Origin of the sequence: Bordetella sp. 15P40C-2 (assembly GCF_009763235.1) — a bacterium.
Taxonomy (GTDB): Bacteria; Pseudomonadota; Gammaproteobacteria; order Burkholderiales; family Burkholderiaceae_B; genus Bordetella_A.
Genome location: NZ_WSJA01000014.1, coordinates 12,437 through 28,097 on the forward strand (window position 1 = coordinate 12,437; position 15,661 = coordinate 28,097).

Below are 15,661 nucleotides of genomic sequence, written 5' to 3' on the forward strand. Positions count from 1 at the left end.
CCAATGCGCCGTTTTCTTGATTCTTTGTACGGCGCAGCCGGCCTTCTGGCCGGCTTGTGCATGATAGGGGTACTGGCTTCAGTACTTATTTCCATTATTGGCCGTCAGATCGATTGGCACGTGGCGGGCGTCGATGCCTACGCGGGTTATTTCATGGCGGCTGCGGGCTTTTTGGCGCTGGCCAGCACGTTCAAGCACGGCGAACATATCCGGGTGACCCTGTTGTTGAATTCCCTCGCGGAACGCAGCAGCCGCCGTCTTGATATTTTCGCGCTGTGCATGGGCACGCTGTTGGCCGCGGCTTTTGCGTTTTTCAGCATCAAATTGACGCTGGATTCGCATATGTACAACGACGTTTCGACGTCCAACGATGCCACGCCACTGTGGATTCCACAGCTCAGCATGGCCATCGGTACCGTGTTGTTCCTGGTTTCGCTGGTCGATGAACTGTTCCGCCGCCTGCGCGGCCTGCCTGCTCCTACGTCTCAGCAAACCCATGAATGAAGTCCTCGTCATCACACTATTGGTCGTCTCGATTTTTGCGCTGCTGGGTTGCGGGGTCTGGGTTGGTTTGACCCTCGCCGGCACGGCGTGGATCGGAATGGAAATTTTCTCCAGTCGCCCGGCAGGCGATGCCATGGCGGTCACCATCTGGGGTGCGGCGTCGAGCTGGACGCTGACGGCGTTGCCCCTGTTTCTATGGATGGGAGAGATCCTTTTCCGCACGCGGCTGTCGCAAGACCTGTTCAAGGGACTCGCTCCCTGGCTGAACCGTTTGCCTGGTCGCCTCTTACATACCAATGTGATTGGTTGCGCGATATTCGCCGCAGTGTCTGGGTCCTCGGCCGCCACCTGCGCGACAGTGGGCAAGATGACCATCCCGGAACTGAAAAAACGCGGCTACCCGGAAAGCAAGGTACTCGGCACGTTGTCGGGCGCGGGCACGCTTGGCCTGTTGATTCCACCCTCGATCATCATGATCGTCTACGGTGTCGCGGCCGACGTGTCGATTGCACGCCTGTTTATTGCCGGAATCTTGCCCGGCATCTTGCTGGCCGTGCTATTCATGGGCTATATCGCGTGGTGGGCGATCCGTCATCCGGACGAAGTCCCCTCCTCCGACGAGAAAATGTCGTTGCGTGAGAAGCTCTATCACTCGCGTCATTTGATACCTGTGTTGATCCTAATCGCCGCCGTGTTGGGATCGATCTATACGGGTATCGCCACCGCGACGGAAGCGGCCGCCATCGGCGTGGTTGGGGCACTGATCCTGTCGGCCTCGCAAGGGTCGCTGAACCGAAAAAGCTTCATGCAGGCGCTCCTGGGCGCCACAAGGCTGTACTGCATGATTGCCTTGATCCTGGCCGGCGCGCAGTTCCTGACGCTGTCCATGGGGTACATCGGCCTGCCGCGCGCATTGGCCGAATGGATCGGTGGGCTTGGCCTGTCGCAGTTTGGGCTGATCATCGCGCTGATGGTGTTCTTTGTCGTGCTGGGATGCTTCTTGGACGGTATCTCGATCGTGGTACTGACGATGGGCGTGCTGCTGCCCACCGTGCAAGCCGCGGGCATCGATCTGATCTGGTTTGGGATCTTCGTCGTCTTCGTCGTGGAGATGGCGCAAATCACCCCGCCCGTGGGATTTAACCTGTTCGTGCTCTCGGGCATGACGGGCCGCGAATTACCCTATGTGGCGCGTGCGTCCATGCCCATGTTCATCCTCATGATCCTGGCGGTGCTGTTGTTGTATGTCGTGCCTGGCATCGCGACTTGGCTACCTCAGCACATGATGAGCCTGCAGTGATCTTGCGGGCACCCATCTAAGGTCAGTCCCGCGTCTTGATGCCACCTTGGTGTCATGATGCGGGGCTGCCTTAGCTGGCGAAAGCCTCATTGAATGCGCCACCAGCTTGGCAATAACGCGCGTACCTTGCCGCGCCGATACCGGTCATCGATTAAATACACCGAGCCGGTATCGTCTTCCCCCCGAATGACCCGACCCGCTGCCTGCACCACCTTTTGCAAACCAGGATAAAGATAGGTGTAGTCGTATCCCACGTTGGCGCCATACAACTTGTCCATCGCCACGCGCATTTGTTCGGTCACGGGATTGAACTGCGGCAAGCCAAGCGTTGCAATAAAGGCCCCGATCAGGCGTTTACCCGGCAGGTCCACCGCCTCGGAAAATGCACCGCCTAGCACCGCAAAGCCGACTCCACTACCCGTTTCCGTAAACCGTCCCAAGAATGCCGTACGGCCGGCTTCATCCATGCCGGGCACCTGTTTCCAAAGTGGGATATCCGGATAGCGCTGCGCTAACAGCGCGCAGACTTGCTCCAGGTAATCGAAACTGCTGAAAAAGCTCAGATAGTTGCCGGGCTGCCGGGCATACTGCGCGGCGATAAGCTCGACAATCGGCGTGAGGGACGCGCCACGATCTCGATAACGCGTCGAAACATTCCCCACCACGCGCACCGCGAGCTGATCCGATTTGAATGGCGCAGCGACCTCGATCCAGCCGGTGTTCGCTGGCAGGCCCAAGGTGTCGCGGTAGTACTGTTGAGGATTCAGTGTGGCTGAGAACAACACGGAGACATGAGCGCCCGCGTAACGCGCGGCCAGATAAGGCGCCGGTACCACGTTACGCACGCAAAGTGTCGAGCTCAGGGTATCGCGCCGCCCGGGCGGATCTTGGGTCACGTCGAACATCGCGTGACTGCCGAACTGTTCGGCCAGACGCATGAACTGCAACGCCTCAAAGTAAAACTGCAGCAAGGGATCGTTCTGCGGCAGCGGCGTCTGGCCCATATGGTCGCCTATCGTCGCGATGGCTTTTTGCAGCGCGGCCTGTACCCCAGCGGGCACGCTTTCATAGACCTGATAGTGCTCTGCTTGCTTGCGATTCAAGGTACTCCACGAACGCGCAAGACCGTCCAAGGAACGACGTAACGCCTTGGGCGCCGCTTGACGCGCCAGCTTCAACGCGCGTTGCGAGAGCTTGCCCGTGTACATCTGCCGCGCACGGTCAACGAGATTGTGCGCCTCGTCCACGAGTACCGCGACGCGCCATTGATTGGCTTGGGTATAAGCATGCAGCATCGCGTTCGCATCGTAGTAGTAGTTATAGTCGCCCACCACCACATCGGCCCAGCGCGCAAGCTCCTGCGACAGGTAATACGGGCAGACCCGATGTTCCAACGCCACCGCACGCAGCGCCTCGCTATCCATCCGTTGTGCGCTTAACGCCGCGGCCCGTGCCGCCGGCAAGCGATCGTAAAAGCCCTGCGCCAAAGGACACGATTCACCATGGCACGCGCGATCGGGATATTCGCAGACCTTTTCGCGGGCCTGTAAATCCAACACGCGCAAGCGCGGCGAGACCGGCGCGTCGTTGATTTGCGCCAGCGCGTGATGGGCCAATGCTTTACCCGCATTCTTGGCCGCTAAGAAGAAAACTTTATCGATACCGGTATCGGGCGCTGCCTTGAGTAAAGGGAACAACGTGCCTAGCGTCTTGCCAATGCCCGTCGATGCCTGAGCCAGCAGACAACGCCCCTCGCGCGCGCTGCGATAGACCGCGACCGCCAGCTCCCGCTGGCCGGCGCGAAACTGGCCCATGGGAAACTGCAGCTGCGCCAATGCGTCGTCACGCGCTTGTCGATGCGCCTGTTCTGACTCCGCCCAGGCCATAAAACACGCGCACTGCGTTTCGTAAAACGCTTGCAAGGTCGCAGCGTCGTAGTCCCGCGTGAGGACGGTCTCTTCCTCGGTCACGATGTTGAAATACACGAGCGCGATGCGTAGGTTGCTCAAGCCGCGAGCCTGACACATCAAATGCCCATATACGCAGGCTTGTGCCCAATGCAGCGCGCGGTGGTTTTCGCGCACGCTGCCGAGCTCGCCGCGATAGGTTTTGATTTCTTCAAGCTGATTCGCGGCGGCGTCATAGCCGTCAGCGCGCCCGCGCACGAGCAGGCTATCGTATTGGCCGAACAGGGCGATTTCGGATTCATAGTCCGGCCCGCGACGCGCGACGACTTTGCCGTGGCCGGCAACCCCTTCCGCGCCCGTCGGCGCGGGCGTAAAGCGTAGGTCCAGATCGCCTGCGCGTGCCGTGAACTCACACAACGTACGGACGGCTACTGAATACTGCATGTCTCACCTTCGTGCCACCGAACATAGCAGACATGCGCCGCGATGCCATGCTCCGCGCAATATTGCAGCCAGCGGGACTGATTGTCCTGCAGCTTATCCCCCGGCCCCTTGATTTCAATGAGCTCATAACGTCGTTCGGCCGGGTAAAACCGAATCAAGTCCGGTAGCCCTGTTCGATTGTTCTGCAGGTCTTGCAAGATCCGCGTGAAGAAGCGCCGCAGGTGATCCGCGGGAATACAGTCCAGCGCCAGGCGTATAAGCTCGTCCGACAAAGCCCCCCAAGCGACAAAAGCCGATAGCAGACCCCACTTCTCTTCGTAGTGCCGCCAAACGGTATCGCGGTAGGTGTCCGAATCAAGTTGTGCGAAGCACTCCTCCAACAACGCCGCTCGCCGGGTAGCGAAGTCCGGGGCGGTCAGGTCCGCCGGTCCGCGCTGAAACGGATGAAAGAACGCTCCGGGCAAGGGCGCGAATATCGCTTTCCAGAACAGCAGACCGAATAAAGCGTTAATCAGCGTGTTCTCGACGTAATAGACCGGGGCATCCTCCGTATGCAGGTGGTCACGCGCGACGATTTCCACACTCAGGGGATCACTCGGTTTGCTCAATACCAGATCCTGGCGGGCGATTGGCGGTCGCTGGAGGCGCTGGGGCCGTGGTTCACCGGCATGACGTTGTAGACGTGGCATCATCCGCGTGACCGCCTGCAGTTCCGCAGCGCTTTCCGGCTGGGTTTGCGCCTCTTGCGCCAATGCCAGGGCGTCTTGATGGCGTTCCAGCCGCTCGAACACACGGATGCGACGATGGCGCGCGCCAGGATAGGCGCATTGTTCATAAACCCGCAGTGCGGTGTGCCAGTCTTGTGCGCGCTCGCACGCCTGCCCTAGACGAAATAATATTTTCGCGCGCCGCTGCTCCAGCCACGCGTTGTCACTGACGCAGGTATGCACGACCGACAGCAAATCGGTTACGGGTGTTCCTGCCTCCAGCGCCTGCCGGCAGCTGTGCAAGGTCAGATATACATCGATGTCCTCGCGCGCACGAAACGCCCGGGCTTCGCCGTCGAACGCCACTGTCTCGTAACGAAACACGCCGAGATCCGCCAGCACGAATTCCGACCAATCTTGATGCAGATTGCCGAAAAACATGAGACGTAGACGGTCGCAATGATCGCCCAGTGAAAACCGCCAAGCCGGTTCCGCGCCGGCACACCACTGCGCATACGGACGAGGTGCGTCATCGACCGCGCGTAACGCCTCTAACCACTCGCCTTTGCGGCGAGCCGCGACAGCCGGAACCCCAAAGATTGCTCGCAATTCCGGCATCGTGCACACGTCGAACAATTCGTCGAGCGTCATGTCGGCGTGATCCTCCAGCCAGCCTAACGCGACCAATGCCTGGGCGGCCGCCGGGATGTCGGGAATTTCTTCATACACTAGCCGGCTCGCGCGGAACCACGGGCCACGGCGCATCGCCATGCGCACGAACAAGGCTTGTGCCGAGTGCGGCAAGCGGTCAAAATCCACAAAGAAAGCCTGCTCGCGCGCGTCCAGCAGATCGCAATAGCACCGCCGCACGACGTCCAGCGCACGCCTGAAATTCTGCAGGTAGTAATAACGGTGCGGGGGTACCATCGAGGATAAAGCTGGATATTTATCCAGCCATCATAACAAATCGCGGGAGTTTTACGCTTTAGACGCCCAAACGGAGACAGGTATGCCACTTGCTGCCCACGAGAATTCAGTCAAGGAGACGTCATGATTTCTGAACGCTTGAGACGGATACGACATATCGCGGAGTTCGTGGTCGAACGCAGCGGTGACTATGTAGAACTGGCCGGCATCGAACTTTCCTTGTTCCGCTCAGCGCTCGTGACCACGATGATTGGCGGCGTGGCCTTGCTGTTTTGCACATTGGGGACGCTCGCCTTCATCTCCGTGGGGGCCATTGTCACGTTTTGGGATACAGAGCACCGCACACTGGCGGCATGGGCCGTCGCCGGCGCTTGGCTGCTCATTACCCTGATCGCCCTCGTTGTTGTGACGCGCAACGCGCCCAAGTCCTCGCCTTTCGCTGAATTGAGCCGCCAGGTACGCCTGGATACCGCCACTGTCCGGAGCCAACATGACCAAGATCGACCATCAAGCTGAGAAGCAGACCCTGTTGGCCAAAATGGAGCTGGATCGGGCCCAACTGGCCGATGCGTTGGTGCACCCTACCCCCGAAACCAAGACCACCAAAGGTTGGGCGTCAACGGCCGCTCTGGCTGCTGGTGCGGCTGTAGGCTGGCCACGATTCCTTCGGAAGCCACTACGCGCGATGGCTTTGGTCGCTGTACGTCAGCGGGTAGCGGAAATTCTCAACCGACGTAATCAGGTTCGAGAAGTGCCTGACGACCCCGAGATGCAACGCGTGGCGCAACTGGCTGCTGATTTGCGGCACGCCATGGCACAGGCCGAGCGCCCGGAAGACGTGGAACGCGTACGCCGGGAGCTCGACGAACAGGTGCAGCGGGTGCGCGAGCTGCGGGCCAGAGAAGCCGAAGCGTTAGCGAAGGAAGCAGAAGCGCAAACTCGCGAAGCGCAAGCAACGAGGATGGCCGCCCAGACAGAGGCACTCCATGCGGAGCACTCGCGTGTACAGGCTAAAAAAGCGCGACTGCAAGCGGAGGCCGAGCGTGCCGAAGCGGTCCAAGAAGAGGCAGCCCGCGTAAAGGCGCAAGCCGCAGCGCAGGCCGAAGAAGCCGCGAAAATGCATAAGGCCGCAAAGGCCGAGGCGGCCGCACAAGCACAAGCCGAGCGCGCCCGCGCGCTGCAGCAAGCCGATGAAGCCGGACGCGTCGAAGCAGAAGTCCTGCGCGCGAGCCCGCCCGCTACGGGTACTGCCGTAACCCCCAACGCGCCGCCGCACGCCGACGTAGCCCCGCTGCGATCAGCTTCCTCGCGCACCGTGGACCCGATTAGCGGCGATCCGGCTAAAGAACCGCCATCCGACTATTCAGCAAATCGGTGATCAGCATGTGGCCCGGAGCATGCGTGATGCAAAACTCGGGCTGCACCGCCGCGACCACGGACTGTGGCGTTACGCCGCATGCCCAAAATACGGGGACCTCGCCAGGACGAATCTCGACGGGGTCACCGTAATCCGGGCGATTGATATCGGCGATGCCGATTTCGGCGGGATCGCCGAAATGCAACGGCGCCCCGTGCACCGAAGGGAATCGCGAGGTCACTTGGATCGCGCGTATCGCGTCGGCGGCTTTTAAGGGGCGCATCGACACCACCACCGGACCATGGAACGGGCCAGCCGGCAACGTGGGGATAGACGTGCGGTACATCGGCACGTTGCAGCCTTGTTCGATGTGGCGGACAGGCAAGCCATTTTCGAGCATGGCTTCTTCGAACGAGAACGAGCAGCCGATCAGGAACGACACCAGATCCTCGCGCCAGATGTCTCGCACGTCGGTCGGCTCTGCGACCAATTCGCCTTTGTGCCATACCCGGTAGCGCGGTATATCGCTGCGGATGTCGATGTCGTGGCCCAAATCCGGCAGCGCCGGATCGCCCGGCTCAGACATCGCCAACAAGGGGCATGGCTTGGGATTGCGCTGGCAAAAATGCAGGAAGTCTCCCGCCAGGCTAGCCGGCAGGATCGCCAAGTTAGCTTGGACGTATCCCGGAGCGATGTTCGCCGTGGGCCCCGTCAACCGACCGTCGCGAGCTTCCAACCGTGCCAGATAAGACGGGCTTTGTTCAACGTCAGACTGTTTCATCGTTTAACCACGCAGCAAATCTTCGACACCCATTCCGATGGACAGAATACGTGCATCCGCGCCGTTCGCTCCCGCGATCATGAGGCCTACGGGCGCGCTGCCCTCGGCATGGCAGGGTACGGAAAGTGCGCAACCATCCAGGAAATTGATGAATGTGGGATTACGCAGGATAAGGCCATTGGCGGCGTAGTAGGCTTCGTCGCTGGCCGTGACCTCGGCGATGGTGGGCGCCACGACGGGCACAGTAGGCATCAGCATGGCGTCGTAGCCGGCGATGCGATGATCGACGGCGGCCACCCAGGCTTCACGCGCTTGGAGCAGATCCAGATAGTCGGCGGCGGACATGGCCTCGCCGCGACGGATGCGCGAGCCCACGCGTGGGTCATAGCGATCGCCGGCGCGGGCGAGCAGGTCACGATGCCATGCCCAGGCTTCGGCCGCGGTAAAGCCGCCTTTGGCGTTGATCTGAGCCAGCTGTGCGAACTCGGGGATTTCGATTTCTTCGATCAGCGCGCCGGCTTGGGCGAGCTTGTCCAAGGTAGCCGAGAACGTGGCGGAAACGGTCTCGTCCATGCCGTCAAGCACCACCGTGGTCGGTACGGCGAACCGCAGTCCGCGCAGCGATGCCGCATGCCACACGGGCTCGGTCGCGCCAATTTCATCACCGGCCAAAATCGCGTCAAGCGTGGCGCAACAACGCACCGTCGCCGCGATGGGGCCGATCGAATCCAGGTTCGTGGACAAGGGCAACACACCCGCCATCGACACACGCCAGGCGCTTGGTTTGAAACCCGTCAGACCGCAAAGCGCGGCGGGAATGCGCACGGACCCCCCCGTGTCTGACCCAATCGCGCCCAGGGCCATGCCGTCGGTCACAGACACGCCAGCGCCGGAGGACGAGCCGCCGGGAATGCGCCCGGTTGTGCGGTCCCAAGGATTGCGCGGGGTGCCATAGTGCGGATTGATACCCAGGCCGGAATACGCGAACTCGACCATATTGGTGCGGCCAATAATGACCGCACCGGCGGCAAGTAAACGCTGCACCACGACCGCGTGTTCGTCGGCCGCGGGTTCGCCTTCGCGCGCGACGGACCCCGCCATGGTCGTCTCGCCTGCGACATCGAACAAGTCCTTGATCGAGATCGGCAGACCATCAATGGGCGAACGCGCCAGCCCGGCGGCGCGCAACGTATCGGAGGCGCGGGCGGCTGCCCGGGCCTGTTCGGCGTAAACGCGGGTGTAAACGCGAGCGCCCTCTCCTGCCGGGTCGGCAGCGCGCGCAAGTGCGGCTTCGGTTAACTCGGCCGAGGTGACGCGCCCTTGTTGCAAGGCGGCGGCGGTGTCATGCAAGGTAGGAAGCATAATGTCCTCATTCCGCCACGGCGGCGGAGACTTCGTGGTTTACACGGCGCGCGACAAACCCACGCGCACATGCAAACCAGCACGAATATTGACTTAAGCGACTTCGGGCAGAATCTCGACTTCGTAGCGGTGACGCAACGAGCGCTGACGACGCGGATCGTAGAGTTCCATGATAAACGTCGTGGACGCACGGATACCGCCAATCGCGCCAACCGTACCGCAAGTCATGCCCGTACCGTCGGGCAAGGCCGTGCCGTTGGTATAGCCCGCGATCAGTTCTTGCGGCGTGCGCAGCGAATCCAGCGTGCCTTCTTGGTACAAGACTTCCGCGCCGTTTTCGACGATGATCGAACGGATCACGAGTTCGTCCCAGTACTCGGCCACGTCCGCCAGACGCCAGGCGGTCGTACCGACGGGCTTGGCGCAAACCTGTTTGGACAAGGCCACGCTGTGCGCTTCGAGTTTGCGATCGGTATGGTCCGACGCGATGCCGACGTAGAGTTCACCATCCACGGCAAACACAAAGGTTTCGATCTCGCCCGACGAAGCATCGCCCACGACTTGGATACGATCGGCCTGCGTGAGCTGATTATCCGCGATACGGTAGTACAGCGGCACACTGCTCGGACGCGGCACGCCGATGGCGGCGAGTTCTTCGATATGGTGTTCGATAGCGGCCATGTCACGACCGGCCCAGCCGGCGACGACCAGATTGCGGATATCGACTTCGAGCTGTTGCAGTTCGCGCCCGTCGACGGGCTGGACTTGGAATACGGCTTTCATAATAGTTCCTGCTTAAATTTTTTACGATTCAACGAGTGGCGTGTTTAGCCAAATACGCGCGGCATCCACAGCGCGAGATCTGGGAAGAACGCCAGCAACGCCAACAATACGAACATCGCGGCGACGAACGGCAGACTGCCAAGGATGACTGCGGTCATGTTGCCGCTCTTGCGCAGGCTCTGTACGACAAACAGATTCAATCCGACGGGCGGCGTGATCAAGGCGGCCTCGACCAGCACAATGATGACGATGCCCAGCCAGATCGGGTCGTAGCCCATGGCAATCATGATGGGAGCCACGATGGGAATCGTCGTGATCATCATGGACAGCGTTTCCATAAAGCAGCCCAGGATCAAATAGAAGATCACGACGATCAGCAACATCCATCCGGGAGACAAGCCCAGACCCGTAATCGATTGGGTGAGCGCGTCGGTCAGCCCCGTTGCCGACATCACGAAGTTCAGAAAGCTCGCGGCGATCACGATTAACATGATCATGGCCGTGGACTTCATCGTGCCCTCGATGGACTCGCGCAACATGGTCCACGTCAAACGGCGGAAACATGCTGCCAGGACCAAGGCTCCCAGCACACCCAATGCGGCGGCTTCGGTGGGCGTGGCCAAGCCGGCGTAGATTGAGCCCACTACCAGGAAAAAGATCCCCATTGGCGGCGCCAGATGTACCAGGCTGACCAAACGCTGGCCCCAGGATGCCTGGATCTTGCGACCACCCCAGCTGGGCTTGATCATGCAGCCGATAATCACCGTCAACATGAACAGCAACGCGAGACCGAAGCCCGGGATGATGCCGGCCAGATACAGTTTCGGCACCGACGAGTTGGTCAATACCCCATAAATCACGAGATTGATGGATGGCGGAATCAAGATTCCCAACGTGCCCCCCGCGGCAAGGCTGCCGAGAAACAATGGCTCGTTATAGCCATACTTCTTGATTTGCGGGATCGCGACCGTGCCCACCGTTGCGGCCGTGGCCACGCTGGAGCCTGAGGTCGCGGAAAACAAGGTGGATGCGCCGATGTTGGCGTGCATCAGTCCGCCCGGCAGCCACGACAGCCACAGGCTCATGGCGCTATACATGCGTTCGGCCAGACCAGAGCGCAACAACACTTCGCCCAACATGATGAAGAGCGGAATGGCGACCATGAGGAATTCGTTGTTCGTGCTCCACGACACTTCCCCCATGGCGCGCGTGAGCGGCAACATGGAATAGAGGGGGTCAAGAATCAACCCCAGCAAACCCAACGCAGCGCCCACCGGGATTGAGATCCCGATGAGCACCAACAGCAGTATCAGAGCGGTGGCGATCATTCTGCACTCCCCTTAACCAAACGCTCGCCAGCGGCGGCTTCCTCTTCGGCTTCTTCTTGCGATGAACGCACGCCGCAGATGGCTTTAACCAATTGAAGATCTCCGGTGACCAGTGCCAGCGACGCGCGCACCAGCATCAGCGCGACGGTGACGCACATCCACACCAGACCGAGCCACCACAGGCCTTGCGGAATCCACAACGGCGTGGCTAAGGGAGTGTTGGCTGCGGAACTACTGTCCCAGGACATTTGGACCATTTCCATGGCGTAATAAGAGAGGTACACCATGAACACGCCAAGTGCGACCAATGCGATCCAGTCGAGCAAGGCCGATACGCGTACGGGGAAATATTGATAGAGCACATCCACGCGGACGTTGGCGCGTTGCAGCGTCGCGAACGCCAACGACCAGGCAGTGCTGATCGCAAACGCATAGCTGGACAATTCATCGGCACCACCCGTGGTGAAGCCAAAGAATTTACGCGCCAGCACATCGAAAGAAATCAGCAGTACGCTGGCGAGGATGAGCGCGCCGCCCGCCCATACGGCGGCACGCGAGAAGGACTCTGCGCAGCGCAATAGCTTGCCCAACGTCCGGAAGTTTTCATATGAGGTCATAGGGTGCCTCCGCGATGATGCGCTGGGTGGAGCGGAGCCGCCGAGCACAGCATCTGGACTGCGATGGAGAAACCAGCGTGGTTGCGGCCACGCTGTAGAAATGGCTTAAATGACGGACGCCGGGCCATTGCGGCCAGCGAGGTGGCGCCCGTCACGTCACACGTTTACTTCTTGGCGACGACGCCCAACTCTTTACCAATGGTGGCGTTGAAGTCTTCCACGCATTGCGCCGAGCAGCGCGCGGCCCATTTCGGCAACACGGCTTCATTCAGCACTTTCTTGAGCAACACGCGGTCCTCTGCGGTGGGCTCAACCAGAACCATCTTGCCCTTCACAGGGTACGGGCAAGCATCGGAACCCGTATTGCAGTCGTAGCCTTCCTGCGTTTGACGCGCGGCAGCGGCCCAGATGTCATCGACCATCTTGTCCACGTTCTCTTGCAGGAACTGCTGCACCTTCGGATCGAGCTTGTCCCATGCCTTTTGGTTCACAGCGTGAATCTGCTGGTTCCAGTTGATGGGCAAGGCGTACAGGTGCGTGGCAACCTCGTACCATTTGGCCGAATATCCCGACAGCGAACCGGTGATCGCGCAATCGACGACTTTGTTTTGCAGTGCCGGTACGACTTCGCCGAACGCCATGGTGACGCTGGAGCCGCCGAGCGCCTGCACGAATTCGGCCGTGGTGCGGCTGCTGGTGCGGATCTTTTTGCTCTTCAGGTCGGCCAGGCTCTTGATGTCAGCGTTGCAGAACAGCACTTGACCGGGATAGGTGGAAATGCCCAGCAGCTTGACGTTGGCGCCATCGCCATACACCTTGGCGTAGACGGGCTCGAACGCGTCGGTGACGGCGCGAGCGGTTTTCGCGTCCGGCGCAAGGCCGGCCAGGTCGATGGCTTCGTTAATGGGATTGTCGCTGGCGAAGTACGACAGCGTAGCGGTACCGAATTCGATCACGCCTTGCGACATCAGGCGCAGCAGTTCCGGACCCTTGAGCCCCATTTCGTTAAAGCCCTTGATGTCGGCCGTCACCTGCCCTTTGGAGAGCTCGGGGACTGTCTTGGTCCAGAACGGCTTTTCGTAGTCGTTGTAGGCGGTCAGGTTGCTCAGGCCACCGACGACTTTCAAATGGGTCTTCGGCAGATCCTGGGCGTGGACGGCGGTGCCCAACAGCGCGACAGCGCTGGTTGCGGTGATTAACAGCTTTTTCATGGAGCTCTCCTTGCAGGCGGGATTCGACGCGCGTCGGGCCCCGTTACCCGATTGACGCGCTGGGATAGACGATGTGGCTGGTGCAGAAACAGCGTTCTGCGATCAGTCCTGCCATGCTGCGCATTCCACCGTTTGGGCAAAACCTTGTCCAATCGTAAGTTGCGATGCACAGACATAAAGATTATTTATACCCCCTCGGCTCCGAAATCAGGATATCGGCAAAATCCAGTAACGACGCGGGTTTCCAGGCAGTGGTGCTGCCAATATCGGACCAATCTTAGGCCCTACACTTCATTTAGACTGAGGCGAATCCTAGGGAAACCCCTAGGTGACTACGAAAGGACAATCGCTTGTTTTTAGCTGTCTGCAGGGGCAAGCGTGCCCGCAGCCGCCTGTTGCGCCAACAAGGCGATGGTGCGCGCGATATGACTGTCCGGGCCTTGAATCCAGGTCGCGGTAAAGGCCAGGTCGGGTAAGGGATCCGCCTGCACGTTCAAAATCTGGAGCTGTCCGCTGGCCAATTCCTCGTCCAGGAACACCGGCGCGATGACACTGGTGCCGATGCAATCCATGGTCATGCGCACCACCATGGACAACGACGCGCTGCCATACATGCGGGGCGCGCGCACGCCGGCGCGGGTCAACATGTCGCGCACCATCTGATAGGGGCGGCTGCTGGAGGGATAGGTAATAACCGGCAAGGTGCCGATCTGTGTCAGTGTGAGCGGCTCGGGTCCCAACGACAAACGTGGGCTCGCGACCCAGGCCAAGGGATAGGAACACAGGGGCAGGTTTTCGAACCGTGGCTCCAAGATCGGCCCCATCAAAAAGGCCAGATCGATCTGCCGCGCGGTCAGATGGTTGCGCAGTACCGATGAGGTGTCGACCTCGATCTGCAGCACCAGGGCCGGATACGCGGCGTGTACGTGTTCGATCAACCTTGGGAGCCAAGTTTGAACAATGGTCTCCGCCACACCCAGACGCAAGGGCCCGCGCATGACGTTTTGCTCGCGCGCCGCGCGCAGCATGTCGCTGCGTAATTGCAGCATCCGCTCGGCATGCGAGACGAGCTCTTGGCCTTTGCCCGTCAGCGTGACCCCACGCGCGTCGCGCTCGAACAGCCGCACGCCGAGATCGCCCTCGAGCGAGGCAATGCGCTGCGAGATGGCAGGTTGTGTGGTGTTGAGCTTTTCGGCCGCCGCGCGAAAGCTGCCGAGCGTGGCTACCCAGAAAAACGTTTCTATGTTGCGCAGATCGAGCATAGTGAGCATCATAGCCCGCTGTCCCGCCAGAGAATAGGCGTATCATGTCGCGTTGATCGAGCCGGCCCCGCGCCGGCTTGGCTTTGCCGAGCGCCTGAACGGAGGAGTATTTCATGCATCGGGCCGTCGCCGGAGCTGTCCCGGCCGCTACGACATCCGCGCCGCGTCCGCCTGCGACGCGCCCTGTGATTGGCATCGCGCTGCTGATATTGTCGGCATGGACCTTGTCATGTCTGGACGCCAGCGGCAAATGGGTCATGGGCGCCGGAGTGCCGCTGTGGGTTTTATGCTGGGTGCGCTATCTGGTTCACCTGGTGCTGGTGCTGGGGCTGGTATTGCCCTCGCGCGGGGTCAAGATTTTGCGAGCCACGCGCCCCAAGGAACAGCTGGTTCGCGGCGGCGCGATGCTGTGTGCCACGGTGGTGTTTTTCAAGGCGCTCAGCTATATGCCGCAGGCCGAAGCGACCGCGATTAACTTTCTGGCGCCTTTACTGGTGCTGGCGCTGGCGCCATGGGTATTGAAGGAACCGCCTCGCATGTCGCGCTGGGTGGCCGCAGCGGTAGGCTTTGGCGGCGTGCTCATCATCATCCGCCCTGATAGTGGTCTGCCCTTCATGGGCGTGGTCTTCGGTCTGCTGACCGCATGCTGCTTTGCCGCGCAGTTCATCGCGACCCGGCGCGTGGCGGGCGACGATCCGTACACGTCGCTGATCTGGAGCGGCGCGGTCGGTGCGATCGCGCTGACATTGATGCTGCCTTTCATTTTGCCGCCCGCCCTGCCTGCACTGCGTGAGCTGAGCACGGCGAATTGGATTTTGCTGATATCCACCGGGTTTACCGGGGCGCTGGGTCATCTGTTGCAGATCGGCGCCTACCGAAATGCCCCGGCCTCGATGCTCGCGCCTTTTGTGTATCTGCAAATCGTCAGCGCGACGACGGTGGGCTGGCTGTTCTGGGGGCATTTCCCGGATGCCTTGACGTGGCTCGGTATCGCGATCATCTGCGCCAGCGGGATTGTGATCGGGCTGATCGAGTGGCGCCGCAGTCAGAAAACGACTGCTGCGTTGGCGCGCGAGGCCAAGAACGCCTGAGCACGCCCGTCAACGGCGGGCTTTAATGGGATGGAAACGCTGACAGCGCCGATGCGTTTTTTCAGCCCGTAGGCGCACGC

At 60.7% G+C, this 15,661-nt stretch carries 14 protein-coding genes; 5 read left to right on the forward strand and 9 right to left on the reverse strand.

Features of this window, described 5'->3' with window-relative positions; translation table 11 throughout:
• Positions 1-3: 3 nt before the first annotated feature.
• Both GOQ25_RS05665 and GOQ25_RS05670 read left to right on the forward strand, forming a co-directional pair.
• The gene (locus GOQ25_RS05665) at positions 4-504 is read left to right on the forward strand and encodes a TRAP transporter small permease (RefSeq protein ID WP_160349486.1); all 501 of its coding nucleotides are present in this window, start codon (positions 4-6) and stop codon (positions 502-504) included.
• Positions 497-1,804 carry a TRAP transporter large permease gene (locus GOQ25_RS05670; RefSeq protein ID WP_160349487.1) on the forward strand — a complete coding sequence of 436 codons (1,308 nt, stop codon included), beginning with the start codon at positions 497-499 and terminating at the stop codon, positions 1,802-1,804. Before GOQ25_RS05665 ends, GOQ25_RS05670 begins: the two co-directional genes overlap by 8 nt.
• A gap of 86 nt (positions 1,805-1,890) precedes the next feature.
• Here the strand turns inward: GOQ25_RS05670 and GOQ25_RS05675 are convergent, their stop codons facing one another.
• Entirely contained in the window at positions 1,891-4,155 is a 2,265-nt protein-coding gene (locus tag GOQ25_RS05675) for an ATP-dependent DNA helicase (RefSeq protein ID WP_160349488.1), read from the reverse strand.
• A complete protein-coding gene (locus tag GOQ25_RS05680; RefSeq protein ID WP_160349489.1) occupies positions 4,140-5,789 on the reverse strand; it encodes a VRR-NUC domain-containing protein in 1,650 nt (549 codons plus the stop codon). The genes GOQ25_RS05675 and GOQ25_RS05680 overlap by 16 nt, the downstream gene beginning before the upstream one ends.
• Positions 5,790-5,912: 123 nt before the next feature.
• Here GOQ25_RS05680 and GOQ25_RS05685 point away from each other — a divergent pair, with 123 nt between their 5' ends.
• Together GOQ25_RS05685 and GOQ25_RS05690 are read left to right on the forward strand one after the other, a co-directional pair.
• Positions 5,913-6,305, forward strand: coding sequence for a phage holin family protein (locus GOQ25_RS05685; protein ID WP_160349490.1), 393 nt, complete (start codon positions 5,913-5,915; stop codon positions 6,303-6,305).
• The gene (locus tag GOQ25_RS05690) at positions 6,280-7,167 is read left to right on the forward strand and encodes a hypothetical protein (RefSeq protein ID WP_160349491.1); all 888 of its coding nucleotides are present in this window, start codon (positions 6,280-6,282) and stop codon (positions 7,165-7,167) included. Before GOQ25_RS05685 ends, GOQ25_RS05690 begins: the two co-directional genes overlap by 26 nt.
• Here GOQ25_RS05690 and GOQ25_RS05695 read toward each other — a convergent pair.
• From GOQ25_RS05695 to GOQ25_RS05725, 7 genes are all read right to left on the reverse strand, one after another.
• Positions 7,130-7,927, reverse strand: coding sequence for a putative hydro-lyase (locus tag GOQ25_RS05695; protein ID WP_160349492.1), 798 nt, complete (start codon positions 7,925-7,927; stop codon positions 7,130-7,132). The two genes, GOQ25_RS05690 and GOQ25_RS05695, sit on opposite strands and share 38 nt — an antisense overlap.
• A 3-nt stretch (positions 7,928-7,930) precedes the next feature.
• Positions 7,931-9,289, reverse strand: a complete 1,359-nt coding sequence (locus GOQ25_RS05700; protein ID WP_160349493.1) for an amidase — start codon at positions 9,287-9,289, stop codon at positions 7,931-7,933.
• A 93-nt stretch (positions 9,290-9,382) separates the two neighbouring features.
• Positions 9,383-10,072, reverse strand: coding sequence for a DUF2848 domain-containing protein (locus GOQ25_RS05705; RefSeq protein ID WP_160349494.1), 690 nt, complete (start codon positions 10,070-10,072; stop codon positions 9,383-9,385).
• Positions 10,073-10,116: 44 nt separating this feature from the next.
• Positions 10,117-11,400, reverse strand: a complete 1,284-nt coding sequence (locus GOQ25_RS05710) for a TRAP transporter large permease (protein WP_160349495.1) — start codon at positions 11,398-11,400, stop codon at positions 10,117-10,119.
• Entirely contained in the window at positions 11,397-12,017 is a 621-nt protein-coding gene (locus GOQ25_RS05715) for a TRAP transporter small permease subunit (RefSeq protein WP_160349496.1), read from the reverse strand. Before GOQ25_RS05715 ends, GOQ25_RS05710 begins: the two co-directional genes overlap by 4 nt.
• Before the next feature lie 164 nt (positions 12,018-12,181).
• Positions 12,182-13,228 (reverse strand): TRAP transporter substrate-binding protein, encoded by a 1,047-nt coding sequence (locus GOQ25_RS05720; RefSeq protein ID WP_160349497.1) that lies wholly within the window; start codon positions 13,226-13,228, stop codon positions 12,182-12,184.
• Between the two features lie 356 nt (positions 13,229-13,584).
• Positions 13,585-14,490 carry a LysR family transcriptional regulator gene (locus GOQ25_RS05725; RefSeq protein ID WP_160349728.1) on the reverse strand — a complete coding sequence of 302 codons (906 nt, stop codon included), beginning with the start codon at positions 14,488-14,490 and terminating at the stop codon, positions 13,585-13,587.
• A 113-nt stretch (positions 14,491-14,603) separates the two neighbouring features.
• Between GOQ25_RS05725 and GOQ25_RS05730 the strand changes: the two genes are divergently transcribed.
• Positions 14,604-15,581 carry a DMT family transporter gene (locus tag GOQ25_RS05730; RefSeq protein WP_160349498.1) on the forward strand — a complete coding sequence of 326 codons (978 nt, stop codon included), beginning with the start codon at positions 14,604-14,606 and terminating at the stop codon, positions 15,579-15,581.
• Positions 15,582-15,661 lie beyond the last annotated feature (80 nt).